This is a genomic window from Demetria terragena DSM 11295 (assembly GCF_000376825.1).
GTDB lineage: Bacteria > Actinomycetota > Actinomycetes > Actinomycetales > Dermatophilaceae > Demetria > Demetria terragena.
The window spans coordinates 2,603,668-2,629,482 of record NZ_AQXW01000004.1 but is presented as its reverse complement, the minus strand read 5'-3'; the positions used below and the strand labels follow the sequence as shown (position 1 = coordinate 2,629,482).

The window sequence follows — 25,815 nt, the reverse complement described above, 5'->3', positions numbered from 1 at the left end:
GTGACCGTGAGCGCACCGGACATTCGCATCCCCGCCGACCTGCTACCCCGCGACGGGCGATTTGGTAGCGGCCCCTCCAAGATCAGGCCCGAGCAGCTTGCCCACCTCGCCGAGCGTGGCAGCAGTGTTCTTGGAACCTCACACCGCCAGGCGCCCGTCAAGGGACTCGTCGGCGAGATCCGCTCCGGCCTGAGCGCGTTGTTTGGCCTCCCCGACGGTTACGAGATCATCCTGGGACTAGGCGGCGCCTCGGCCTTTTGGGATATCGCCGCGTTCGGACTCGTGGAGCAGCGCGCTCAGCACCTCGTGATGGGAGAGTTCTCCCGCAAGTTCGCGACGGCGACTGCATCCGCTCCGTTCCTCACCGACCCCGACGTCATCGAGTCGGATCCCGGTTCTACTTCCGCACCGGTCGAGCGGGCGGGCATCGACACCTACGCCTGGCCGCACAACGAAACATCAACCGGAACAATGTTGCCGATCCAGCGGGTCGGCGGCGCGGACGCGCTGGTCCTGGTCGATGCAACCTCCGGCGCGGGTGGCCTTCCAGTCGAGATCGCCGAGACCGATGTCTACTACTTCGCCCCGCAGAAGGGCTTCGCGAGCGATGGCGGGCTCTGGTTAGCGGCCTTCTCCCCCGCCGCCATCGAACGGGCCCATCGAATCGCCGAAAACCGTTATGTCCCAGCATTTTTTGACTTGCCATCCGCCATTGACAACTCACGCAAGAATCAGACCGTCAACACTCCAGCGGTGGCCACGCTCGCACTGATGGCCGACCAGGTGCGCTGGATGAATGACCACGGCGGCCTGGACTGGACTGTCGCTCGCACGACCGACAGCAGCACTCGGCTGTACGACTGGGCCAACGCCGCGCCGTATGCCGCGCCATTCGTCCCTGAGCCTGCGGATCGCTCACTCGTCGTCGGCACGATCGACCTCGATGACGCCCTCGACTCCTCGGCCGTCACCGCTGCGCTTCGAGCCAACGGCGTCGTCGACCTGGACCCCTACCGGAAACTCGGCCGCAACCAATTGCGCATCGGGATGTATCCAGCGGTCGACCCCGACGACATCACGGCACTGACGCAGTGCATCGATTACGTAGTGGAGCACCTTTAGTATCTGATTTCGGCAGAATGCATATAGGCGGTTCCGGGATCCGCCGCCCATGACAGACTTGTTTCCCGTGACCTCCACCGCGAATCTCAGCCAGGACGAGTGCGCGGCGCGCGCTGCGATCGTCACGCCCGAGTCCTACCTCATCGAGGTGGATCTGCGGGACGCGTCCCAGCCCGACACCACGACCTTCCCCAGCAGGACCACCCTCTACTTCGATGCCACGCCGGGCGCCGACACCTGGGTCGACCTCATCGCCGACACCGTTGACCGCGCGACGCTCAACGGTGAAGACCTCGACCTGACCGGTTACGACGGCGCCCGCTTGCCCGTTCCCGGACTCGCCGACCGCAACGAGCTGGTCGTCGTAGCCCAGTGTGCATACAGCCGCACTGGGGAGGGGATGCATCGGTTTACCGACCCCGAGGATGGGGAGACCTACCTCTACACCCACTTCGAACCCACCGATGCACGCCGGGTCTTCGCCAACTTCGAACAGCCCGACCTCAAGGCTCACTTCACCATGCAGGTCACAGCGCCGGTGGGCTGGGTCGTGCGCTCTGGTCAGCCCGAGATTGAGCGTGACGAGATCGTCAATGCCCGTGGAAACCGCTGCGTGACAGTGAAATTCGCACCGACTCCAACGCTCTCGACCTACATCACCGCGATTGTGGCTGGCCCGTACCACCAGGTTCAGGATCAGTGGGAGGTCGAACGTGCGGACGGGAGTTCCCACACCATCCCGCTCATGTTGCTCTGTCGGCAGAGCATGGCCGCCCACCTCGACACGGCGGACATCTTTGAGGTCACCAAGCAGGGGCTTTCGTACTACGACGAGAAGTTCAAATTTCCCTACCCCTGGGGCAAGTACGACCAGATCTTCGTTCCGGAGTACAACCTCGGAGCGATGGAGAATCCCGGGCTGGTCACGTTCACCGAGACGTACCTGCACCGTGGATACAGCACCGTCCACCAGCGCGCGCAGCGAACCAACACGATCATGCACGAGATGGCCCATATGTGGTTTGGCGATCTTGCGACCATGCGCTGGTGGGACGGCCTCTGGCTCAAGGAATCGTTCGCGGACCTGATGGGCTACCACGTCTGCTCAGCTGCCACGAAGTACGACATCGCCTGGTCCTCGTTCGCCCTAGGCAGCAAGGCCAAGGCCTACCGCGCAGATCAACTTCCCAGCACCCACCCCGTCGTGGCGACCATTCGCGACCTCGAAGCAGCCCGACAGAACTTCGATGGCATCACCTACGCCAAGGGCGCCTCGGTCATTAAGCAACTCATGGCCTATGTCGGCGAGGACGCCTTCTTCGCCGGGGCCGCGACGTACTTCGAACGTCACGCATACGGAAGTACCGAATTGTCCGATCTGCTCACGTGTCTTGAAGAGTCATCCGGCCGTGAGTTGCGTTCGTGGTCTAGGGCGTGGCTGGAGACTTCCGGCGTCACCACGCTCAGCCCGCTGGTGGAGCGCGATGGTGAGGGGCGGATCACCCGGCTCGCGCTGCAGCAGAAGGGAATTGACGCGAGCACCGGTTCTCCCGTACTGCGTCCACATCATCTCAACGTCGGGCTGTACACAGTCGTCGACGACCGGCTCGAGCGAACTCGACTGCTCACCCTCGACGCCAAGGATGAACTCACCGAGGTATCAGAGGCGCACGGCGAGAGGGCCGACCTCATCCTCGTCAATGACGAGGACCTCACCTACGCAAAAGCCACCCTTGACACTGCGTCACAGAGCGCGCTCGATCAGCACCTCTCGACACTCACCTCGCCACTCGCCCGCGGGATTGCCTGGGCAAATCTGTGGAACTCGACCCGCGACGCCCAATTCACGGCGTCGCAGTTCCTTGACGTGGTCGAGCGCCAGCTCCCCAGCGAGCCGGAGGCATTCATCGTCAGCACCGTGGAGAGGCTGGCGCGGTACGCCGCGTGTCACTACGTGCCGGAGCCCGAGCGAGAAGAGGCCAACGACAGGCACCTCGCGACGGCATACGAGAGCCTGCTCGCAAGCGAGCCAAGCAGCGACACTCAGCAGAGTTGGGCGCGGGCCCTGGCCGCGATGGTGGGTCACTCGCCGAACGGCGTGCCGCGTGGCCGCGACTTGCTCTCGGGCCATCAGGTCGTCGAGGGCCTCGACATTGATCGCGAGTTGCGTTGGATGCTCTTAACCGGCCTCACCGCACAGGACGCCACCACGCCGGAAGAACTCGCTGACGAACTGCGTCGCGACGCATCCATGAGCGGACACACGGCCTGCGTCACAGCCCGGGCTGCTCGTCCCAGCGTCGAAGCAAAGGAGCAGACCTGGCAGCGCATCACCGACGGCGCGGATGTCACCAATGACGAACTCCGAGCGCTCATTGCGGGATTCACCGAACCATCCGGCGCTGAACTTATCGAGGACTACGCGCCGCGGTACTACGCATCGTTGACCACGTGGTGGTCACAACACAGCCAGACGATGGCCACGATCATGGCCCGAGGACTGTTCCCGCAGGGATCGCTTCGGCCCGGAGAACGGCCGGAGGAAGCCTCGGCTGCGGCCGCCGCCGCATCCTGGCTACGCGATCACCAGGATGCTCCTGCAGCTCTTCGCCGCGTCGTCAGCGAACGGTATGACGATCTATTGCGGGACCTGCGTGCGCAGGAATTCGCTATGGCACCAACGGGATCAGCGCACCCAGCACGCTGACACCGAGCAGGGCAACCAGGGCGACGATGACAACGATTCGCCGAAAGCGTGGCGACATCATGCGACCCGCTCGGGCGTGACGGACTCGTCATTGCGGCGCACCTGTAGGTGTGGCCGCTCGTGGAAGCGGTAGCGAATACGGAGGTCGTCGGAGCGCATGATGTACATGGTTGCAGCCACCACCGCGATCCCGGTCGCCACACTCCCGATACCGATCGTCCAGCGCGCTCCCCACTCGTCACCGATCCAGCCGATGAGCGGTGCACCAATCGGCGTACCGCCCATGAAAACGGCCATGTAGAGCGCCATCACGCGTCCCCGCATGTGTGGCGCCACACTCAACTGCACCATGGTGTTGGCCGTGGGGAGCACGGTGAGTGCCATCAGCCCGACCGGAATGAGCCACAGCGCAAACAGCGTGTACGTCGGGGCCGTGGCGGCACCCGCAGAGGCCACCACGAAACCCGCAAGAGCCATGAGCAGGACGCGCAGCCGCGGCTCGGAGCGTCGCGCGGACATTAACGCGGCAGAGAGCGAACCGATCGCCATAATCGACCCCAGTAGGCCGAACTCTGTCGCACCTTTGCCGAAGACGGTCGTGGCCATGAGCGCCGTCGTAATTTGGAAGTTCATGCCAAAGGTCCCCAGCACGAATACCAGGACCATGATCAGTTGCAGATCCGGCCGATGCTTGACATAGGCAAGACCTTCACGAATTCCGCCTTTGCCCTTGCCGCGGGGTGCTGGTCGAAGTTCAGAGCCCTGCATCAACCACAGGGCACCGAGCACCGCGACGAACGAGAAAGTGTTGACCACCAAGGTCCATCCGGTGCCGACCATGGCGATCAACAGTCCAGCAACACCCGGGCCGATCAACCGAGCGGCGTTGAAACTCGCGCTACCCAGCCCGACCGCATTTCCTAGCCGCTCCGGCGGGACCATCTCCGACACGAACGCCTGGCGCGTGGGATTGTCGGCCGCCGTGAACATCCCTTGCAGGAGAGCCAAGACATAGACCTGCCACAGCGTGACGGCGCCGGTGAGGGTGAGCACCGCCAAGATGGCCGACGTCACGGCGAGTCCGCTCTGCGTCACGGCCAACACTCGCCGCTTCTTGAACCGGTCAGCGAGCGCACCCGCAATGGGCGCGAGCAGCACAACGGGCAGGAACTGGAGGGCCGTCACGATGCCGAGAGCGGTCGCATCATGGTTGGTGAGTTCGACCAGGACAAGCCAGTCCTGGGCCACTCGCCCCATCCACGTGCCGGTGTTGGACAGCAGCCCACCGAAGAAGTAGATGCGGTAGTTACGAATGGAAAGGGAGGCGAACGTCGGGCTCATGCGCGCGCCACCCGGGACAAGATGTCCTGAGCCTCCCGCAGGGTCTGGCACTCCTGGTCGGTCAGATCCTCGATGCGGGAGATGATCCACGCGTCACGCGACCGGCGGACGTCCGTGAGGGCTTGCTTCCCGGCGTTGGTGAGGGTGATCACCCGAGCGCGCCCATCGTCCGGGTCAGCATTGCTCTCGACGAGGCCCCGCTCCACCAGCCCGTTGACGGTCCGGGTCAGAGATGGGGCGCTGATTCTCTCTTCACGGGCGAGCGCACCTGGCCGGTCGAGCCCCTTCTCCACGTGCGCCATCACTGAGAACTGATGCGGCGCAATGGCATCCGCACTTTCAAAGCGCGCGCGCCGACTGATCTTCATGCAGACCTGTCGTAGATCGACCGCGAGTTTCCGTCGGACCGCGGGCGTGACCCGCGACGACGATTCCGGCATTGTTCGCCTCCAAGTAGTTACTTAACGTAACTATCATATCAGATAGCGGCGAGCCATCTCCCACAGTCAATTCACAGCAGGCGTTCAGAATGGTCAGGCAACATGCAGGGATGACCACGACCACCCCCGAAGCGCGTCTGCTCATCGTCGAGGACGAGACCAATATTCGCGAGCTCCTCGCCACGAGCCTGAAGTTCGCCGGATTCGAGGTGCACACGGCCGCCGACGGCAAGGAAGCCCTGGCCAACGCCGAGGACCACCCGCTTGACCTGGCCGTCCTTGACGTGATGCTCCCCGACATGGACGGCTTCACCGTCACCCGCAAGTTGCGTGCGAACGGTCACGACATGCCCATCGTCTTCCTCACCGCGCGGGATTCAGTCGATGACAAGGTCAAGGGGCTGACGGTGGGCGGCGACGACTACGTCACCAAGCCGTTCAGCCTCGAAGAAGTCGTGGCGCGCATTCGCGCGGTACTGCGTCGCACTCAAGCCCAAGAAGACGCCGAAAGCGCTGCACTGGTCGTCGCCGACCTCGAACTCGATGAAGACTCGCACGAGGTACGCCGCGCCGGGCGCGTCATCGAGTGCTCCCCCACCGAGTTCAAACTGCTGCGCTACCTGATGCTCAACTCGGGCCGAGTGCTCTCGAAGGCACAGATCCTCGACCACGTCTGGGACTACGACTTCCGCGGCGAGGCCGGCATCGTGGAGTCCTACATCTCCTACCTACGCCGCAAGGTCGACACCGAAGGGCCTGCCTTGATTCACACCAAGCGCGGAGTGGGTTACGTCTTGCGTGAGCCGCGGGACTAACCCACATCGTGAGCGATGCTCATCCGCTCCGCGGGCCCGTCAGCGAAGCGCTGCACGGAGTCCCGCTCCGCCTGCGCTTGGTCGTCGTCACCGTGGGCCTCCTGGTGACGGCCTTGGCCATCGCGGGCCTCGCGGCCTCCTTCCGGGTCGAGGACTTTGTGATTCGACAGAAGGCAGCCGAACTCCAAAATTCTGCTGGTCAGATCGAATCACAAGTGAAGTACGGCCTCGAAGAGATCCCGAGCGCCTCCACCAGCCAGCGCTACGGCGTCTACTCGGTGGCGATCCAGGTCAACGGTGAGGCGCCCAGCGGCGCCGGCCCCGATGAGCCAAACATCCCGGCTATCAGCCCCACCCACGAGTTCGTCGTGCACCACCGTTCCTTCATCGTCCCGTCCCGTGACGGCGACGACCGCTGGATCGTGGTGGCCTACCCGGGACCATCCACGAATTCGACCATGACGGTCGCGGCGCCCCTGGCGACGACCGACGCCACGATCACCCAGTTGCGGTGGTCGACCATCTTCATCAGCCTGCTCGCCGCCGCGATCACCGCCATGCTCGGGTGGTTCCTTATTCGGCGCGCCTTCCGACCGCTACGCCAAATCGAGGACACCGCGCAGGCCATCGCTGCTGGCGACCTCACTCGACGGATCCCACCCACCTCGACGCAGGACGAAATCTCCAGCCTGTCGCAGTCGCTCAACATGATGCTGAGTCGCATTGAGCAGTCTTTCGCCGTGCGTTCGGCCTCTGAAGATCAGATGCGCCGTTTTGTCGCAGACGCCTCACACGAATTGCGCACGCCGCTGGCAACGGTCCGCGGTTACGCCGAGCTCTACCGCCAGGGCGCCGTGACTGACCCGGACGATGTGAGTTCCGCCATGCGCCGAATTGAGGACGAAGCCGTTCGGATGAGCGCGCTGGTGGAGGATCTCCTGCTCCTCACTCGCATCGACCGCCGCGACCTCGCCGCCGATAGGCCGTTGATCCCTGAGCTCGTTGACCTCACCGTTCTGGCCGCTGAGGCCGTTCAAGACGCCGGCGCCCGCGACCCCGACCGAGAGATACGGCTTCAGGGTTGGAATGGGCCAGTCACGCCCACGTCGGTGATCGGTGATGAGGCACAACTACGACAGGTTCTGGGCAATTTCCTGACCAACGCCATGCGCTATACCCCACCAGGCACACCGGTCGAGGTCTTGGTCGGACAGACCGATAGCGGACCCGTGCTCGCCGTACGCGACCACGGTCCTGGTATTCCGCCCGACCAGCGACACCGAGTCTTCGAACGTTTCTATCGTGGCGAGTCTTCGCGAAATACCGCTCTTGGCGGAAGCGGGCTCGGACTGGCGATCGTCCACGCCATCGTGTCCTCGCACCGGGGCGATGTCACCGTGGAGGACACTGCCGGAGGGGGCGCAACCTTCGTGGTGAGATTTACACAGGAACCACACAGCCCAGCACAAGATGACGGCTAGGCGCATGCAGCACAGTCGAGATCAACACGGTGAACTGCGACAGAGGAGCACACGATGAACGAGCAACGCCCCGACGAGACTGGGCCGCAAAACGTTGAATCGACGCAGCCATTTGCCGCGCCACTACCACGCCATCAGGCCCCGCAGAACCAGTCTGGAGGCGACGGCCAGGCGCCCCCGCAGCACCACTCTCAGCAGCCGCACTATGGCGCCCAGCCACAGAGCGGACAACAGCCGGGCGGACCACAGCAGAGCGGACAGCCCGGTACGAACCCGTGGGCGCCGCAGCATCAGCAGGCTCCCCAGGCGTTTGGTGCCGCGCCGCCGCAAGGCCCGTACGCCCCAGCTCCGGTCGCGACTGAGCCGAAGCCGCGCCGCAACCGCGCCGCGGTACCACTCGCTGCGCTACTCGCTGCCGTACTCGCCAGCGGTGGCACCTATGCGCTGACCCAAGGCAGCACCAGCGACTCCTCACCGACTGCGGCGGGCAATACGACGGTGATTCAAGGCGATCCGGCTGACTACGCCGATGCGGGTTCGGTCAACTGGTCTTCGACGGCCGGCAAGGTCACGCCCAGTGTGGTCGCGATCGCGACCGCCAACGCCACGGGAGGCGGCAGCGGATCAGGGGTGATCCTGGATGACAAGGGCAACATCGTCACCAACAACCACGTCGTCGCCGGCAGCCAGAAGTTGCAGGTCACGCTGGCCGACAAGAGAGAGTACGAAGCCTCCGTCGTCGGCACCGACCCCTCCACGGATCTTGCGGTCATCCGCATCAAGAACCCGCCAGCCAACCTCAAGCCGGTCACCCTCGGCAACGACGACAAAATCACCGTTGGGCAGCCCGTCATGGCCGTTGGCAACCCACTCGGGCTCGCCGGCACGGTGACCACCGGGATTGTCAGTGCACTCAACCGGCCGGTGAGCACCCAGCAGGAAGGTGGGGGCGAGGAGGAAAACGCTCCGGGCGCTCCGGGTCAAAGCCAAGGCGGTGAGCAGGTGGTGACCAACGCCATCCAGACCAGCGCGGCAATCAATCCGGGCAACAGCGGAGGTGCGCTAGTGAGCGGGGGTGGCGACCTCATCGGAATCAACTCCTCGATCGCGTCGCTCAGCGGATCTTCAGGCAGTTCGCAGAGCGGAAACATCGGGATCGGTTTTGCTATCCCTGTGACTGTCGTCAAGAACATCACCAAGCAGCTGATCGCCGACGGTAAGGCGCAGCACCCCCAGCTTGGCGTGTCCGCCACCAACGGTTCGGCCAAGTTCGAGGGCGCGACCGTGAGCGGCGCGAAGGTCGCCACCGTCGTCAACAACAGCGGCGCCGACAAGGCGGGCATCAAGAAGGACGATGTGATTCTGACGATCGACGGTGAGTCCGTCGATTCCTCGACCTCGCTGGTCGGGCAGGTGCGCGAGCGCACCCCGGGCCAGCGTGTGGAGCTTTCCGTCGTGCGGGACGGGAAGCGCCAGAACGTCACGGTGACGTTGGGGACTGCCCCTAGCTCGTGACGTAGCCCGGGCCAGTGCTGGTCTTTCTCCCTTCCTCCCTCAGCACTGGTTCGGACGGATAGGCCCGGAGCGCGTGACGGAGTTCCGGAGCCCGCGGGGGCCGCGCCATCGGCGCGGCCCCCGCTGTCATGTCTCGACAAGCTCGACCGGCGTTACGCAGCTCGACCGGCGTTACGCAGCTCGACCGGCGTTACTCCAGCCATATTCAGGTATGAGCGCGGACGATGGCCTATCGTGGATCTCCCCCTCACATCCCCTCCGACGAGATCGGTGACGCCCTCATGCCTTCCCGCTCAACGTCCATGCCAGATCATCCGCCAGATACCAGCGGGCCGAGTGAGTTGGCCCGCGAACAGCACTACCTCGACCACGCCCGCGCCCAACTGGCCCGCATGCGCGCGGCCGTCGAACGTCTCGATGCCAGCAAGGCCAGCGATGCAGACTCAGGCATCGCTCTCGGTGAGGCTCTGGCGCGCCGGGTCGCCGCGCTCCAGGACGACCCCCGAACGACGTTGTTCTTCGGCCGGGTCGACACCGTCGACGACGAAGCCTGGTACATCGGACGGCGGCACGTCTCCGACGCACACGGCGAACCCGTGGTCATCGATTGGCGAGCGCCAGTCTCGACGGCCTTCTACCGAGCATCCCGTACGGCACCCATGGGTGTCGTACGACGCCGCCGGTTCGGTGTCGACCGCGGCGCTCTCACCGCGATCGAGGATGAGAACCTCGTCGAGAACGTTGCGCCACAAAAGAATTCGCACATTCTCGCTGCAGAGATTGAGCGTCCGCGCAGTGGCCCGATGCGCGACATTGTCGCGACCATCCAACCCGAGCAGGACATCATTGTGCGCGCTGATGTCGGAACCACCATCTGCGTGCAGGGCGCACCGGGGACCGGGAAGACCGCCGTGGGACTACACCGCGCTGCATGGCTCCTCTACTCCTTCCGTGACCGCCTCGACCGTTCTGGTGTGCTCGTCGTTGGACCCAACGCGGCCTTTCTCGATCACGTGAGCGCCGTCCTGCCCGCACTCGGCGAGGCGCGGGTCGGCCATGACACCCTCGAGACCCTTCTCCAGCACGGCCGCGTACGTGCCGTGGACTCTGCTGAAGTCGCTGTCCTTAAAGGTGATTCGCGCCTTGCAGAGGTAGTCCGCCGCGCGGTGTGGGCCCACGTACGCGCCGCCACCGAGCCCTTGGTCGTCCCTCGCGGCGTCCGCAAATGGCGGATTCCCGCCTACGACGTGCAGGAAATCCTGGATGAGTTGATGAGCCGCGGCGTGCGCTACGAGGCAGCGCGCGCGATGCTCCCGCAGCGCCTCGCGCACGCCGTCTTGCTCAAACTCGAGCGCTCCGGCGAGTCTCCTGACGACCGGGTGCAAGACACCGTCGCGCGGTCAGCGCCGATGAAGGCATACGTGTCCTCGATCTGGCCTGCCATCGACGCACAGGCCGTGCTCTTCGGGTTGTGGTCCAACGAGGAAGCACTGGCCCAGGCCGCCGACGGGATCCTGAGCCCTGAGAAGCAGGCTCTCCTGCGCTGGGACAAGGCGCCGCGCACCAAGGGCGCTGCACGCTGGACTGATGCCGACATGGCACTCCTTGACGAGATCACCGACCAGGTGCAGCGCACCCCGAGCCTCGGCCACGTCGTTCTGGATGAGGCGCAGGATCTCTCGCCTATGCAACTGCGCGCTGTCGGCCGACGCAGTTCGACAGGCTCACTCACCGTCCTCGGCGACATTGCGCAGGGCACCACCCCGTGGTCCACCACCTCGTGGGAGGAGTCCATGGCGCACCTGGGCAAATCGGATTACCACCTTGAGGTCCTCGACCGCGGTTTCCGAGTGCCCGCCGCGGTGATCGAGTACGCCGCGCAACTGTTGCCACACATGGCCCCAGGGCTGGGGATGCCAGTATCCGTGCGAGACAACCCTGGTCGGCTCGACATCGTGCCGACGTCAACCGCCGACCTACACCAGGAACTGGTTCGGCGGGTGCTCGACGCTCAGCGCGAGCCTGGTTCGATTGGCATCATCGCCCCAGATGCGCAGATTGAGCAGCCCTGCGCGTCGTTGACCGCCGCGAAGGTTCCCTTTGGACGGCTCGACCAGGACCATGGTGATGGGGAAGACCATGACGTGCAGGTCGTCCCCGCCTCGGTGGCGAAAGGTCTGGAGTTCGACACGGTGCTCGTCCTTGAGCCGCGAGCCATCGCCGAGGCTGAACCAGACGCCCGAACTGGGCTGCGACGCCTCTATGTGGTGCTGACTCGTGCGGTCTCGACGTTGGTCGTACTACACAGCGAGCCTCTGCCGGAGGCACTCAGTCGCACCTAGTCGGAACCGATGGCTCGCAGCACGTCGAGTCGGGCGGCCCTGCGCGCCGGGAACCACGCGGCAAGAACTCCGACAAGAGCCGCGAGGATAACGAAGACCAGCAACTGGCCCCACGGAATCGCCAGCACCGCAACGCCATCCGCACGTTGCGAACGTTGAAGTACGATGCCGAATCCCGTGCCGATGAGCACGCCGAGCGCGGCACCTACCACCGCAATAATGATCGACTCGAGTCGGATCATTCGGCGTAGCTGTCGGCGGCTGAGGCCCACTGCTCGCAACAATCCAATCTCACGGGTTCGCTCGATGACTGAGAGTGCGAGGGTGTTCACGATGCCCAGGATTGCGATGACCACCGCAAGTCCCAACAGGGCATAGATCAGGAGCAGCATCTGATCGATAGGCTCCCGTTGCTCGGTCTTGAACTGGTCTTGATCCTTGAGCGTGATCGTGGGGGATTGCTCGATGATGGCTTCCAGCTGAGTTCGCACGGCGCTCGCATCAGCACTGGGCGTTCGGGTGAGGTAAACGTAGTTGTCCTGTGGTGAGCCCTTCAGTGCGGCGTGAGTCGCCAGCGTGGTGACAACGGGTGGGAGGACCGCGTTCTCCTTCATGACTGCGGCCACGGTGAGCGGCGTCGACTTGCCACTGCGGGAGATCGTGATTCGCGAACCAGGTTTCACACCAAGGGTTTTGGCTTGATCTTCATTGATAAGGGCCGACCGCCCGTCGAAGTCGGTCAGGGATCCCTGCGCGATCTCGATATCGGTGACCTTGACGATCGACTTGGGCTCGACGGCACCGAGGAGTTGGCCCTTCTTCCCGTCGATAGTCGCGCTGGAAAACCGAACCGGCGCGACGGTCTCGACACCGTCGACCCTCTCCATCTCTTGCGCGATTGACGAGGAGAAGGGGGATCCAAAATTGCCGGACAGGACATAGTCACCGTCGAAGTTTTCGTCGATCACCTTGTCGACACTTCGGGATGCCGACGCGCCGAAGACCGACATCATGGACACCAGAGCCAACCCGATCATCAGGGCGGAGGCGGTCGCGGCCGTCCGCCGTGGCTGGCGAAGTGCGTTCTGCTCGGCCAGATTGCCGACAGTGCCGAACACCGCTCGGAAGGCCGCACCCAGGCCACGAATGATCGGCCGGGCAAGCACCGGGCAGGCGAGCACTGCGCCCACGATCACCAGGAGAAGCCCAGCGCCCAAAAATGTTGTCTCCCCGGCACGGTCACCGGTGAGCACCCACGCCTCAAGTCCGGCCCCGACGAGCATCAGGAACACACCGGCAAGCGCCCGACGGATCAGCAGCCGTTCCGGTAGCGCGACCTCGTCGCGAAGTGCGGCGACCGGAGCAACCTGGGCGGCCCGGCGGGCCGGTAGGTAGGCGGCCACCCCGGTGACAATCATGCCGACGGCATAGGCCGCCACCACGGCAGTTGTGGTGAACTGCAACGGAGTCCCCGACAGGTCGAGGCCAAACTGCCCGAATAGGGACTTGATGCCCAGCGCCAGCAACATTCCGAGAAACAGCCCCGCGGTGGAACCAACCACTCCCACGACTACGGCTTCCAGCAGCACCGACCGGGTGATCTGCCGACGCGAGGCGCCCAGCGCCCGCAGCAGCGCCAACTCGCGGCTGCGCTGGGCGACCAGAATCGAGAAGGTGTTGACGATGAGGAACGACCCGACGACTAGCGCCACGCCCGCGAAGATCAGCAGGAAAGTCGTGATGAAGGACAGCGCCTCCTTGATCGCGTCGCCGCTCTCGTCAGCCAACTGATCCCCAGTCACCGCTTCGACACCGCGTGGCAGCACCTTGGCCACCGCGTCGCGTACCTCGTCCTGGGTTTTGCTTTGGTCGATCACCACCCAGATCTGGCTATACCCGCGGCCGCTGAGGTAAAGGCGCTGCGCGGTCTGCAGGTCCCACGCCACCAGGCTTGCTCCGGCCAGCCCGCTGCCATTGGAGTAGGAGACCAATCCCACGAGTTTTGCTCGTACGCGGGGCAATTCGCCCGCCGTGACCACGGTGACGGTGTCCCCCACTCGGTAGTCTGCGCGCTCGGCAGTACGCGGGTCCATCACCACTTCATCTGCTGTGGTCGGCGCCTTTCCTTCGGAGATCCGCAGTCCAGGTATGCCGTGTGCGGCCGGCGCATCGTGATAGGCCAGACCGATGCCCGGCGCGCCCCCGCCGCCTACCACCTTGTTGTCCCGATCGACCACGAAACTTGAGAAGGAGGCAACCCCCGGCTCAGCGCGTACGACTCCGGGGACGCTACGCACGTCATCCAGGATCCCCTCGGGAACCTTCCGACTCTCGCCCGAGAAACCATCTGCCGCCGCGCCCTTGGTCTGGACCGTCACGTCGCTCACCGAGCCGGTCATGATGCTCTGGAAGGCGCGGTCCAGCGTCGCGGTGAACACGAGAGAACCAGCGACGAAGGCCACGCCGAGCACGATCGCAAATGTGCTGAGAAACAGCCGAATCTTTCGCGACCACAACGATTTCCACGTGGCACGCAGCATCGTCTAGTCCCCCAGAGACGGTCGGCGAGGGCCCATCGACTTCATCCGGTCAAGGACGCGCTGCGCCGAGGGCTCACGCATCTCGTCAACCACGCGACCATCGGCGAGGAAGACCACCCGATCGGTACCTCCGGCCGCCACCGGTTCGTGGGTCACCATGACCACCGTTTGACCAAGGGCATCCACGCTGTGCCGCAGGAACGCGAGGACCTCAGCGCTTGATGCGGAATCGAGGTTTCCCGTCGGCTCATCCGCAAACACCACCGCCGGTCGACTGACCAGCGCGCGTGCGCACGCGACACGCTGCTGTTGCCCACCGGATAGCTCAGATGGCTTGTGCTTAAGGCGATTCCGAAGCCCGATGGTGTCGATGACTTCATCGAACCACGCGCGATCCGGCGTACGCCCCGCGATGGCCAGCGGCAGGACGATGTTCTCTTCGGCGGTCAGGGTCGGCACGAGATTGAACGCCTGGAAGACGAAGCCGATCCGGTCTCTGCGCACCTCAGTCAACTTCTTGTCATTCATAGCCGATATCTCGTCATCACCGAGGAATACCTGCCCGCTGGTGGGGTGGTCCAGCGCCGCCAGACAATGCATGAGCGTGCTCTTGCCCGACCCGGATGGGCCCATGATCGCGGTGAACTCGCCCTCGCCGAGCTCGACATCAACCTGATCGAGTGCGGTCACTTCGGCCGCGCCCGACCCATAGGACTTCGTCAACCCCACGGCCCGCGCCGCCCCGTTCCTAGTCATGTACTGACTTTAGGCACTCGGTGGCGGCGTCACACCGGGGTGATCCCCTGAGTCTCCCCTGAACGGCCCTGTGGATAACTTCGGAGGCGGCCTGCCACATCTGCGTACCGTTCAAGCACACCTGCTTCCCACTCATGGGAAGCGCGACATGAGGAGACTGACATGGTCAACGCAACACCCAGCGGTGGTGGCGGCAGCCGGTTCACCGTCGATGCCGACGCGATCAGCAACCACGGCGGATCGGTAGGCAATATTGCTCGGGAGATCGAGACCAAGATGGGCCTGATGCAACGCCAGCTTCAGGGCTTGCAGGGTCAGTGGCACGGAAGCGCGTCAAACCAGTTCGCGGCCCTCTACCAAGACTGGGAACGCCAGCAGCGCAACGTGAAGGACTCACTTGCCCGGATCAGCCGAGCCCTGGGCAAGACCGCCGACGACTACCGTCTGGTCGAGCAGACAGCGCGCAGCACCTTCACACCAGTCTGAGCTGAGCTCACACGCGGGCCGCCGCTTCGGTGGCCTGACGGATGGCCCGCTTGGCATCGAGTTCAGCGGCCAGGTCAGCTCCTCCGACGACCATCCGGGAGTCGTCGGCGAGGTCGCGTACCGACTCCTGACCTGTGCACAACACGATGGTGTCGACCGCGAGCACCCGTGCGACCGGCTCGGACTTCTCGTCCTTGCGCACTGTGATGTGCAGCCCATCGTCGTCGATGCGCTCATAGGTCACGCCACCGATGAACTCCACGTGAGCATCCTTGAGGGTCTGGCGGTGCACCCAACCCGTCGTCTTCCCGAGGCCCTTTCCGAGTCCACTGGTCTTGCGTTGCAGCAGGAACACCTGACGGCGTGGCTCGTGCCGGACCTTGGGCTTCAATCCGCTGCGCGCCTCGGGGTCATCGGTGACACCCCAGCGGTCTTGCCAGTCGGCGAGCTTTTCGTGGGAGTTGTGCAGCAAGAACTCCGAGACGTCGAAGCCGATACCGCCCGCTCCGATCACCGCCACCCGGTGGCCGGCCTCGACCTCGCCGCGTAGCAGTGCGTCGTAGGCCACCACGCTGGGGTGCTCGATTCCGGGGATCGTGGGGATCCGCGGCTGAACACCGGAGGCAATCACCACCTCGTCATAGTCGGCGAGGTCGGCGTCCCTGACTCGAACGCCGAGGCGTACGTCAACCTCCAGCACGTCAAGCCGTCGCGTGTAGTAGCGCAAGGTCTCGGCAAACTCTTCCTTGCCCGGAATCTGCATCGCCAGACGGAACTGTCCTCCCAGTTCCGAGCGTGTCTCAAACAGGGTCACCTGATGGCCACGCTCGGCAAGGGACGTTGCAGCAGCCAACCCGGCGGGTCCAGCACCCACCACGGCCACCTGCTTGCGACGGGCCTTGGGGACCGGCAACAACACCAAGTCGGCTTCTCGAGCAGCACGTGGGTTGACCAGGCAGGTCGCGCGCTTATTGGCAAAAGTGTGGTCAAGGCACGCCTGGTTGCAGGCGATGCAGGTATTGATCTCGTCGGCGCGGCCGGCCGCAGTCTTGGCCAGGAAGTCTGGATCCGCCAGGAGGGGCCTGGCCATAGACACCAGGTCGGCCGCGCCATCAGCCAGGAGTCCTTCAGCGATCTCGGGGGTGTTGATGCGATTGGACACCATGACCGGCACATCGACCTCGGCGCGCAGGCGTCGTGTCCAGTCTGCAAAGGCGGCCCGTGGCACCGAGGTGACGATGGTGGGCACCCGCGCCTCGTGCCAGCCGATGCCGGTGTTGAGCATCGAGACACCCGTCTCTTCCAGCAGGTGTGCAAGCTCAACGACCTCATCCCACGCCTGACCTTCGTCGACCAGGTCAACCAGCGAGATCCGGTAGTCAAGGATGAATTCGCCGCCCACAGCCTCCCTAATGCGCCGGATGATCTCGACGGGGAAGCGCATGCGCTTCTGTGCAGTGCCTCCCCAGGCATCGGTTCGATCATTGGTACGCGCGGCAAGGAACTGGTTAATGAGATAGCCCTCAGAGCCCATCACCTCGATGCCGTCATAGCCAGCGCGTTGGGCCAGTCGGGCGGCGCGTACGAAGTGATCGATGGTTCGATCCACACCGCGGGTCGACAGCGCGCGCGGCTTAAACGGTGAGATTGGTGACTTGCGACTGCTCGCTGATCGCACGAAGGGGTGATAGCCGTAGCGCCCAGAATGCAGCACCTGCAACAGGATTCGGCTGTCATGCTCATGGACGGAATCGGTGACAAGGCGGTGTTTGTCGGCCATCCGGGTGCTCTGCATCAAAGATCCAGCGGGAAGCAACCAGCCTTCGACGTTGGGGGCATATCCCCCCGTGATCATCATCGCGGTCCCACCCTTGGCCCGTTCGGCGAAGTACGCCGCGAGCTCAGGCAAGTGCTTCGTACGATCCTCCAAGCCGGTATGCATCGACCCCATGACCAGGCGATTGCGCAACTCCACCCCGCCGATCGTGATGGGCGAGAGCAGGTGGTCGTATGTCATGAGTTCTCCTGGGCAGTCAGGGTTTCGAGCATTTCGTCGCACCAGTCGCGCTGAGCACGCTCGGTGCGGATGCCGCCGCGCAGCACGAGGTACAGCGGCACCTCATCAGGGTCGAGTGCGCCGGGATCGGGGTAGTTCTTCTCCGCATTGCGCTCGTAGTAGGCCAACTGCTCGGCATGCGCCGCGCGCTGGCGTCGAATGTCGTCGATGACCGCGTCGCGGTCACCGTGGTGCATCCCCCGGACCTTGATCGCAAACGCACTTCGGGGCCGTTGAACAACCGAGGGACTTTGCGTCCACGCCTTCAACTCACTGCGGCCGTCCGTAGTGAGTGAGAACACCTTGCGATCAGGTGCGCCCTCCCCCGGCTGAACCTGTGCAGAGACCAGGCCCGAAGACTCCATCCGGGCAAGAGTTCGATAGATCTGTTGGTGGCTGGCCGACCAGAAGAACCCCAGCGAACGATCAAATCGGCGCGCGAGCTCGTAGCCACTCGCCGGCTGTTCGGCAAGAGAAACCGCGATCGCGTGCTCCAAGGACATAGCCGCCATCCTCTATGCACTTTGTTGCATAGTCAAGAGGTGCGCGCACGTCGCGCGGGTTCGCCAGGTTCATCGACTCGGGAAAATCTGCTGATCCGGCCACCTCAGCACCCACAGAACTTCACAAGTCGACGCGTGATCTCGTGCCAGACTCATGCCATGAGCGCTCTCACCCGGCAGCAGATCTCCGACCGCGCACCCGACGGCTGGCGTCTGCTCCTCAAGCAGATTCAGACCACCGCCAAGTTTGAAACCTTCACCGCCGCAGGCGAGTTCGTCGCCCGCATCGGGGCACTGGCGGACGAGCGTGACCATCACCCCGACCTGGCGATCCGGTGGCCGGGCCACGTCGAGATCGTGCTGACGTCCCACGACGTTGGCGCGGTGACCGACCGCGACCTGACGATGGCGGAGGTGGTCACTGACCTCGCGGCTGAGAGGGGCGCAGTCCTGGACCCGAGCGGGTGCTCGATCGTCGAGGTCGCACTGGACGTGATGGACATCGACCAGGTACGCCCGTTCTGGGCCGCACTACTCGGGTACGTCAAGGAGCAGCCGGGCGTCGCCGATGACACCGTGCGGGCCATCCGCGACCCGCACGGACTCAACGCCAACATGTGGTTCCAGCAGATGGACGAGCCACGCACCGAGCGCAATCGGTTCCACCTCGACGTCGTGGTCCCACACGACGAAGCGCAGCAGCGTCTGGACGCAGCTCTCGCCGCTGGTGGGCGACTGCTCAGCGATGAGCGAGCGCGCGCGTTCTGGGTGCTCGCCGACCCAGAAGGCAACGAGGCGTGCATCTGCACCTGGCAAGACCGCGACTGAGGCGCCGACGACCCGTTACACGCAGCGCCTTAACTCAAGTGGTGCACCTCTTGAAGCCCGTAGACCGGCGTGGCCAGCCCTTCGTGACGGGCCTTGAGCTGAAGTGCGAGATACAGCGAATAGTGCCGTGACTGATGCAGATTTCCGCCGTGGAACCAGAGATTTTCCTGTTGGGTGGGCTTCCACATATTGCGCTGCTCGCCTTCCCACGGTCCCGGATCTTTCAGGGTGTCGCTTCCAAGGCCCCACACCTTGCCGACCTTGTCGGCGACGTCCTGGCCGATGAGGTCGGCCGCCCAGCCGTTCATTGATCCATAACCTGTTGCGTAGACCACGACGTCGGCAGGCAGTTCGGTGCCATCGGATAACACCACCGAATCCTCGGTGAGGTGATCAACCTGGCCATGCGCCAGTTTGATGGAGCCGTTCGCCACGAGCTCACAGGCACCGACATCGATGTAGTAACCCGAGCCGCGGCGCAGATACTTCATGAACAACCCGGAGTCGTCATCGCCGAAGTCGAGTTTGAAACCTGCGTCTTCAAGGCGCTGGTAATAGTCCTTGTCTCGCTCCCGAATCGCGTCATAGATCGGGATCTGGAACTCGTGCATGATGCGGTACGGCAGCGACGCGAACGTCAGGTCGGCCTTCTCGGTCGTCATCCCTGCAGCGACGGCACGCTCCGAATAGAGATCTCCAAGCCCCAGATCCATCAATGAATCCGACTTCACAATGTGCGTCGAGGAACGTTGAATCATCGTGGTGTCGACGCCCGTCTCGACAAGCGCCTTGCAGATGTCGTGCGCGGAGTTGTTCGAACCGATGACGACAGCCCGCTTCCCGACGTACTGATCCGGACCCGGGTGGGCGCTGGAGTGGTGTTGCTCGCCTCGGAAGACATCCTGTCCAGGCACGGTAGGAATGCTCGGCTTACCCGACATACCGGTTGCCAGCACCAAGTGCGTCGGGCGTAGCGTCACCCGCTCCCCGTCGCGGTCAACCTCGACGGTCCAGGTCTTCTCCGCCTCATCGAACGACGCGGACAAGCACGTGGTCTTCGACCAGTACGGCACCTCCATGACGCGGGTGTAAAACTCCAGCCAGTCGCCGATCTTGTCCTTAGGCGCGAAGACCGGCCAGTTCTGCGGGAAGGGCATGTAGGGCAGGTGGTCGTACCAAACCGGGTCGTGCAGGCATAGCGACTTGTACCGATGACGCCACTGATCGCCCGGGCGTTCGTGCTTGTCGACCACGATGGCGGGCACCCCGAGTTGGCGCAGCCGCGCGCCGAGGGCGATGCCACCTTGGCCGCCGCCGACCACCAAGGTGTAAGGCTGTTCGGTGTACCCCAAGGACGCTTCCTCGTCCTGCCGTTTCTGGGCCCACGACCTGGTGTCCGAGTCGGACCCGTGGACGGCGCCGAGCACCCGAGTGGATCCCAGCGGTTCCTCATGGCCCGTGATTTCTTGCAGAGTTGTCAGCAAGGTCCAGCACTGATCGCCTTTAAGGCGCAGCAGTCCGTTGCCTCGCCCCACCGCCGTTTCGAACTCGATGAACGCCGTCGTGACCTCACCATCGGCGGTGGGCTCCTCGCGCGTGCGGAAACCCGATGGGTTGGTGTCTTTCAACCGCGCCGTCAGCAGTTCTGCGATGGCATCGCGCCCTTCGACGGTCTTGAGGTTCCAGGTGAAGGCCACGAGGTCTCGCCAGAAACTGTCGACAGCAAACAGGGCTACCGCGCCGTCGATGTCTTCCCGGGCTAGTGCCTCCTCGAAGTCCGCGAGCCAGGCATCAACACGGGCTTGGGGGCTGTGTGCGGTCGCCGTCGGCTGCTCAATGGTGTCAGTCATGTGGCCCATCCCACACTCAGCAGTCGCGTCCGACAAGGGTTGCGCAACGTTGCAACCTCCCCGCGCCCATGGCGTTCGGATGTGACGGGGAGCACAATGACGAGTGATGCAGGACCTTTTCGCACCCGAACCGGCCGTCGCGGTCGGCGACGACCCGCGCCATTACGCACGGCTAATGTCGGCTGTCTACGACGCCACCATGGCTGGCGCCCGCGCACCGGCCAGGCCCCGAGCAGTGATCGAAGATTCGTGGCGACGGATGATGGCGCGCGGTCTCGACCCGGAGCGGCTCGCCGAGCCATTGGTGCGGTCCAGCGACCTCGAATCGGCCCGACAGTCATCAGGGCTGGTGAATGTCCTCGAGGACGTTTCTCGGAGTCTGGAGTCCCTGATCGCCGACGGCGACAACATTTTGGTCATCGCCGACGCGCAGGGCCGGGTGCTGTGGCGCAGTGGTTCAACGGCCGTCCTGGACCACGCAGATCGGCTTGGGTTTATCGAAGGCGCGCAATGGGGTGAGTCAGCCGTTGGAACTAACGCTATTGGCACCGCGCTGGCTTCTCAGCGCTCCGTTCAGGTCTTCTCGGCCGAGCATTACCAGCGCAGCCACCATCCGTGGACCTGCGCCGGGGCCCCGGTCAAAGATCCCAGAACAGGCGAAGTCATCGGCGTCCTCGATGTATCTGGGCCGGCTGCGACCGTCCACCCGACCACCGTCGCTTTGGTCGATGTTGTGGCGCGACTAGCGGAGTCTCGCCTACGGGAGCAGCACGAGCAGACCTTGAATCGGTTGCGCGCCGTCGCGGCACCCATCCTCGCTCGGGTAGGTGCCCCCGCACTGGCCGTCGATCAAGACGGATGGGTCGCCGCGGTCGACTCCCTGCCCGCGCAACGCCGGGTCGCGCTGCCCACTGAGATCACCGCAGGACGGTTGTGGATGCCGCAATTAGGCACCTGCGACATCGAGGTCTTGCCAGGCGGCTGGCTGATACGCCCAGTCGTGGGCGACGCCGCCCACGGTGCGTCCGCCGTGACACTTGATATTCACGATCCCAACGCTCCCTGCCTAGAGATCGCCGGTCATTACGGTCGCTGGCGACACGACCTGTCGCCCCGGCACGCAGAGATCCTGCTCATCCTCGCTGCGCACCGCGCCGGCCGGTCCGCCGCCGACCTTGCCGAGGATCTTTACGGCGACCGGACGCGAGTCGTCACGGTGCGCGCCGAAATGTCCCGCCTGCGCAAACAACTCTCCGGAGTTGTGCTCGGACGCCCATACCGCTTCGCGCCATCAGCCACGGTCGACATCCGAGGCCCTCAACGCGATGCACCAAAGGGCGGCATGGCCCCGATCGACTAGGGGAAAAATGCGGGTACGGCCGCAAGGACACCGGTCATTTTCCCCGAGTCGATGTGTGCGTCGAGGTGAGATCGCAGCGCATCGCGGGCCAGGTGTGCACCACGAAGCCCGCACGCTCGTACATCGGCTGTCCCTCGCCCGTTGCGAAGAGTTCGGCGCGCTCGGCACCGGACTTCTCCCGCACCCAGCGCATCAACTCGGTGAACGCCGCCGCCCCGTGGCCGCGACAACCTCGCTATCGACCTCGACCACCACGATGTGTACGTCCTCGCTGCGTCGGTCGAACCATGTCGCGGCGGACTCCTGCCAAACCGGGTCATCGACCTCGTCGACGCCCATCGCGCGAAACATGCTGGCACGCAAGGAAACCCACGCGCTACGGTCGGCACCGTTCGCATCGCGGACGATTCGGTCACTCATCCGCAGTGGGCGGGGTAGACATCAGCGACGACGTTCCGCAACGAGCGCTCGAACCACCGACATGTCATACGCAGCATCCTAAAGCCGACCCCGATGACGCTTGTTCGATCACGCGAAAGGGCGGCTTCCCCTCGAGGAAACCGCCCTTTCGGCGTGTACGAAGCGGGCTAGGTCAGAAACCCATACCGCCCATGTCGCCCATGCCACCGCTTGGGTCGCCGCCACCAGCCGGAGCCTTCTCCGGCTTGTCGGCGATGACTGCCTCGGTGGTCAGGAACAGCGCAGCGATCGAGCCTGCGTTGTGCAGCGCCGACCGGGTCACCTTGGTCGGGTCCGGGATGCCCATGGCGAGCATGTCGCCGTATTCACCCGTGGCCGCGTTAAGGCCTTCGCCAACCGGCATACCGAGGACCTTGTCGGCGATGACGCCCGGCTCAAGACCTGCGTTAGCGGCAATCTGCTTCAACGGAGCGGAGGTCGCGAAGCGCACGATGTCCGCACCGGTCTGCTCGTCGCCCGTGAGGTCGGAGGTGTCCAGAGCCTTGCCACCAACCTGCAGCAGCGCGACGCCACCACCGGCGAGCACACCTTCTTCGACGGAGGCCTTGGCCGCGCGTACCGCGTCTTCGATGCGGTGCTTGCGCTCCTTGAGTTCAACCTCGGTCGCTGCGCCGACGCGGATCACCGCGACGCCACCGGCCAACTTGGCGAGACGCTCCTGGAGCTTCTCGCGGTCGTAGTCGGAGTCGCTGTTCTCGATCTCGGCACGGATCTGGTTGACCCGACCAGCGATCTGGTCAGCGTCGCCAGCACCCTCAACGATGGTGGTCTCGTCCTTGGTGACCACGACACGACGAGCGGTTCCGAGCATGTCGAGCTCGGCCGTTTCCAGCTTGAGGCCAACCTCCTCGGAGATGACCTGACCGCCGGTGAGGACAGCCATGTCGGCCAGCATCGCCTTGCGGCGGTCGCCGAAGCCTGGAGCCTTCACGGCAACAGACTTGAAGGTGCCACGGATCTTGTTGACGACCAGGGTCGAAAGAGCCTCGCCCTCCACGTCCTCAGCAATGATCACCAGCGGCTTGCTCGACTGCATGACCTTCTCCAGCAACGGGAGCAGGTCCTTGATGTTCGAGATCTTGGAGTTGAGCACCAGGATGTACGGGTCATCCAGAACCGTTTCCATGCGCTCGGTGTCGGTGACGAAGTAGGCGGAGATGTAGCCCTTGTCGAAGCGCATACCCTCGGTGAGCTCAAGCTCCAGACCGAAGGTGTTGCTCTCCTCGACGGTGATGACACCTTCCTTGCCGACCTTGTCCATCGACTCGGCGATCAGGTTGCCGACGTTTTCGTCGCCACCAGCGGAGATAGCCGCCACATTGGCGATCTGCTCCTTGGTGTCGACCTCCTTGGAGGCCGCCAACAGCGCGTCCGAAATCTGGTTGACCGCGTGCTCGATGCCGCGCTTCAGCGCCATCGGGTTCGCGCCAGCAACCACGTTGCGCAGGCCCTCGCGGACCATGGCCTGGGCCAGAACGGTCGCGGTGGTCGTACCGTCACCGGCGACGTCGTCGGTCTTCTTCGCGACCTCCTTGACCAGCTCGGCGCCGATCTTCTCGTAGGGGTCCTCGAGCTCGATCTCCTTGGCGATGCTGACACCGTCGTTGGTGATCGTGGGTGCACCCCACTTCTTCTCGAGCACGACATTGCGGCCCTTGGGGCCAAGCGTCACCTTGACGGCGTCGGCCAGGGTGTTCATACCCCGTTCGAGACCGCGGCGCGCCTCTTCGTCGAATGCAATGGTCTTTGCCATTTGCGGTGGTTCCCTCCACACGTCAAGCGAAGCGGCCGCGTGTCGCCCGCGACGGACGAGACATCCAGTACGGGCTCACGTCACCCGCCCGAAAGTCCCTCGACTCACGGCCTTGTCTAGCAATCTTTCTATCACTCTCACCTAGAGAGTGCTAACCCCATCATGGAGATTCGGGCGCCCGAGCGCAACACGGGAGGCCCAGGTGGCGCGGCCGTTGCCCGGCGGTTCAGGCGAGGAGGGACTTCAGCTCTTCCACCTGGGCCACTCGGGTTGCGGCGTCGGGCGCGACGGGGTTGACCGCAAGCGTCGAGACTCCGGCTTCGGCATAGGCGCGCAGTCGGTCGCGAATGAAGCTCTCGTCACCGATGAGGTTGGTGTGGCGAACCAACTCTTCGGGGACAGCAGCCGCAGCCTCGTCCTTGCGGCCGGCCAGGTAAAGATCCTGAATGGTCGCAGCCTCGTCGCCGAAGCCGTAGCGCTCGGCGAGGGTGAAGTAGAAGTTCTTTCCGCGAGCACCCATGCCACCGATATAGAGCGCCAAGGTGGCCCGCGGCCCGGCGAGCGCGTGCTCGACATCGTCGCCGATCGCCAACGTCGCTCCGACACAGACATCGAGTGACCCGAGGCTTGGGTCACGCTTCGCCAAGCCTGCGGCCAGAGCATCACCCCAGACCCGCTCGGCCTTCTCGGGGTAATAAAAGATCGGCTCCCACGCCTCGGCGATCTCAGCGGTCATCTCAACGTTCTTCGGGCCCAGCGCCGCGATCAGCACCGGGATCCGGTCCCGCACCGGATGGTTGATCAGCTTCAGCGGTTTGCCCAGGCCAGTGCCTTGGTCCGGTGGCAGCGGAATCTGGTACTTCTTCCCTTGGTGCTCGACCTTCTCGCGGCGCCACACTTGGCGGCAGATGTCGACGATCTCGCGGGTCCGGGCCAGGGGCGCGTCGTACGGCACACCGTGAAATCCCTCGATGACCTGCGGGCCCGAGGCCCCCAAGCCCAACAGGAATCGACCACCCGAGACGTAGTCCAGGCCGGCGGCCGTCATTGCCGTCAGGGTCGGCGTCCTGGTGTAGATCTGCAGGATGCCGGAGGCGATCTGGATGCTCTCCGTGCGGGCCGCAAGAAAGCCGAGTTGGCTGACGGCGTCGAAGGAGTACGCCTCCGGGACGAAGATGACATCGAGGCCGGCGCGCTCCAGCGCACCCACCTCCTCAACGGCCTCACTGAAGCCGCCTGAGTAGTTCAAGGGCATTCCTAGTCGCACCTGGTGCCTCCGCTTCGCATATGGGCTGTCCAGGACATTCTGCGCGATCGGTCGGCGCGTGTGCGCGAATGACCCCAGTCCGCCGATCTGGCCATCACTATCCACACATACCTGCGTTGCCAAACTTCCACTTTGTACACAGTTAAAGGTCGACAATTCGTTCAAATCGCGAG

At 64.2% G+C, this 25,815-nt stretch carries 19 protein-coding genes; 9 read left to right on the top strand and 10 right to left on the bottom strand.

Going from position 1 to position 25,815, the window contains the following annotated elements:
* The first annotated feature begins 6 nt into the window (after positions 1-6).
* The gene (gene serC, locus F562_RS0116925) at positions 7-1,122 is read left to right on the top strand and encodes a phosphoserine transaminase (RefSeq protein ID WP_040386161.1); all 1,116 of its coding nucleotides are present in this window, start codon (positions 7-9) and stop codon (positions 1,120-1,122) included.
* Between the two features lie 67 nt (positions 1,123-1,189).
* Positions 1,190-3,829 (top strand): aminopeptidase N, encoded by a 2,640-nt coding sequence (pepN, locus tag F562_RS0116920; RefSeq protein WP_018158162.1) that lies wholly within the window; start codon positions 1,190-1,192, stop codon positions 3,827-3,829.
* 57 nt (positions 3,830-3,886) lie between these two features.
* Here pepN and F562_RS0116915 read toward each other — a convergent pair whose 3' ends face one another.
* Both F562_RS0116915 and F562_RS0116910 read right to left on the bottom strand, forming a co-directional pair.
* Positions 3,887-5,170: an MFS transporter gene (locus F562_RS0116915; RefSeq protein WP_018158161.1), complete on the bottom strand. Its 1,284-nt coding sequence runs from the start codon at positions 5,168-5,170 to the stop codon at positions 3,887-3,889.
* Positions 5,167-5,538 carry a MarR family winged helix-turn-helix transcriptional regulator gene (locus F562_RS0116910; protein WP_156822703.1) on the bottom strand — a complete coding sequence of 124 codons (372 nt, stop codon included), beginning with the start codon at positions 5,536-5,538 and terminating at the stop codon, positions 5,167-5,169. Before F562_RS0116910 ends, F562_RS0116915 begins: the two co-directional genes overlap by 4 nt.
* 182 nt (positions 5,539-5,720) lie before the next feature.
* Here F562_RS0116910 and F562_RS0116905 point away from each other — a divergent pair, with 182 nt between their 5' ends.
* From F562_RS0116905 to F562_RS0116890, 4 genes are all read left to right on the top strand, one after another.
* Complete coding sequence (locus F562_RS0116905) at positions 5,721-6,425, top strand: response regulator transcription factor (protein WP_018158159.1); 705 nt, start codon at positions 5,721-5,723, stop codon at positions 6,423-6,425.
* 8 nt (positions 6,426-6,433) lie between these two features.
* A complete protein-coding gene (locus F562_RS19800; RefSeq protein WP_018158158.1) occupies positions 6,434-7,906 on the top strand; it encodes a sensor histidine kinase in 1,473 nt (490 codons plus the stop codon).
* A 54-nt stretch (positions 7,907-7,960) separates the two neighbouring features.
* Positions 7,961-9,421, top strand: a complete 1,461-nt coding sequence (locus F562_RS19795; RefSeq protein ID WP_018158157.1) for a S1C family serine protease — start codon at positions 7,961-7,963, stop codon at positions 9,419-9,421.
* 302 nt (positions 9,422-9,723) lie between these two features.
* On the top strand, positions 9,724-11,763 hold the full coding sequence (locus F562_RS0116890) for a HelD family protein (protein ID WP_040386155.1): 2,040 nt from the start codon (positions 9,724-9,726) through the stop codon (positions 11,761-11,763).
* On the opposite strand, the gene F562_RS0116885 is transcribed toward F562_RS0116890, so the two are convergent.
* Together F562_RS0116885 and F562_RS19790 are read right to left on the bottom strand one after the other, a co-directional pair.
* Positions 11,760-14,303: an ABC transporter permease gene (locus tag F562_RS0116885; protein ID WP_018158155.1), complete on the bottom strand. Its 2,544-nt coding sequence runs from the start codon at positions 14,301-14,303 to the stop codon at positions 11,760-11,762. The genes F562_RS0116890 and F562_RS0116885 overlap by 4 nt on opposite strands.
* A 3-nt stretch (positions 14,304-14,306) precedes the next feature.
* Positions 14,307-15,059 carry an ABC transporter ATP-binding protein gene (locus tag F562_RS19790; RefSeq protein WP_040385388.1) on the bottom strand — a complete coding sequence of 251 codons (753 nt, stop codon included), beginning with the start codon at positions 15,057-15,059 and terminating at the stop codon, positions 14,307-14,309.
* Between the two features lie 162 nt (positions 15,060-15,221).
* Between F562_RS19790 and F562_RS0116875 the strand changes: the two genes are divergently transcribed.
* Entirely contained in the window at positions 15,222-15,545 is a 324-nt protein-coding gene (locus F562_RS0116875; protein WP_018158153.1) for a WXG100 family type VII secretion target, read from the top strand.
* Between the two features lie 7 nt (positions 15,546-15,552).
* Here F562_RS0116875 and F562_RS0116870 read toward each other — a convergent pair whose 3' ends face one another.
* Both F562_RS0116870 and F562_RS0116865 read right to left on the bottom strand, forming a co-directional pair.
* Entirely contained in the window at positions 15,553-17,562 is a 2,010-nt protein-coding gene (locus tag F562_RS0116870) for an NADPH-dependent 2,4-dienoyl-CoA reductase (protein ID WP_018158152.1), read from the bottom strand.
* On the bottom strand, positions 17,559-18,104 hold the full coding sequence (locus tag F562_RS0116865; protein WP_018158151.1) for a PadR family transcriptional regulator: 546 nt from the start codon (positions 18,102-18,104) through the stop codon (positions 17,559-17,561). The genes F562_RS0116870 and F562_RS0116865 overlap by 4 nt, the downstream gene beginning before the upstream one ends.
* A 159-nt stretch (positions 18,105-18,263) precedes the next feature.
* Between F562_RS0116865 and F562_RS0116860 the strand changes: the two genes are divergently transcribed.
* On the top strand, positions 18,264-18,932 hold the full coding sequence (locus F562_RS0116860) for a 4a-hydroxytetrahydrobiopterin dehydratase (RefSeq protein ID WP_018158150.1): 669 nt from the start codon (positions 18,264-18,266) through the stop codon (positions 18,930-18,932).
* A 29-nt stretch (positions 18,933-18,961) separates the two neighbouring features.
* Here the strand turns inward: F562_RS0116860 and F562_RS0116855 are convergent, their stop codons facing one another.
* Positions 18,962-20,782 carry an NAD(P)/FAD-dependent oxidoreductase gene (locus F562_RS0116855; RefSeq protein ID WP_026181355.1) on the bottom strand — a complete coding sequence of 607 codons (1,821 nt, stop codon included), beginning with the start codon at positions 20,780-20,782 and terminating at the stop codon, positions 18,962-18,964.
* A 106-nt stretch (positions 20,783-20,888) separates the two neighbouring features.
* On the opposite strand from F562_RS0116855, the gene F562_RS0116850 reads away from it, so the two are divergent.
* Positions 20,889-22,142: a helix-turn-helix domain-containing protein gene (locus F562_RS0116850; RefSeq protein ID WP_018158148.1), complete on the top strand. Its 1,254-nt coding sequence runs from the start codon at positions 20,889-20,891 to the stop codon at positions 22,140-22,142.
* A 192-nt stretch (positions 22,143-22,334) separates the two neighbouring features.
* Here F562_RS0116850 and F562_RS0116840 read toward each other — a convergent pair whose 3' ends face one another.
* From F562_RS0116840 to F562_RS0116830, 3 genes are all read right to left on the bottom strand, one after another.
* On the bottom strand, positions 22,335-22,562 hold the full coding sequence (locus F562_RS0116840) for a hypothetical protein (RefSeq protein WP_018158146.1): 228 nt from the start codon (positions 22,560-22,562) through the stop codon (positions 22,335-22,337).
* Between the two features lie 172 nt (positions 22,563-22,734).
* Positions 22,735-24,375, bottom strand: coding sequence for a chaperonin GroEL (gene groL / locus F562_RS0116835; RefSeq protein WP_018158145.1), 1,641 nt, complete (start codon positions 24,373-24,375; stop codon positions 22,735-22,737).
* 226 nt (positions 24,376-24,601) lie between these two features.
* On the bottom strand, positions 24,602-25,630 hold the full coding sequence (locus F562_RS0116830) for an LLM class F420-dependent oxidoreductase (protein WP_245553673.1): 1,029 nt from the start codon (positions 25,628-25,630) through the stop codon (positions 24,602-24,604).
* Between the last annotated feature and the right edge of the window lie 185 nt (positions 25,631-25,815).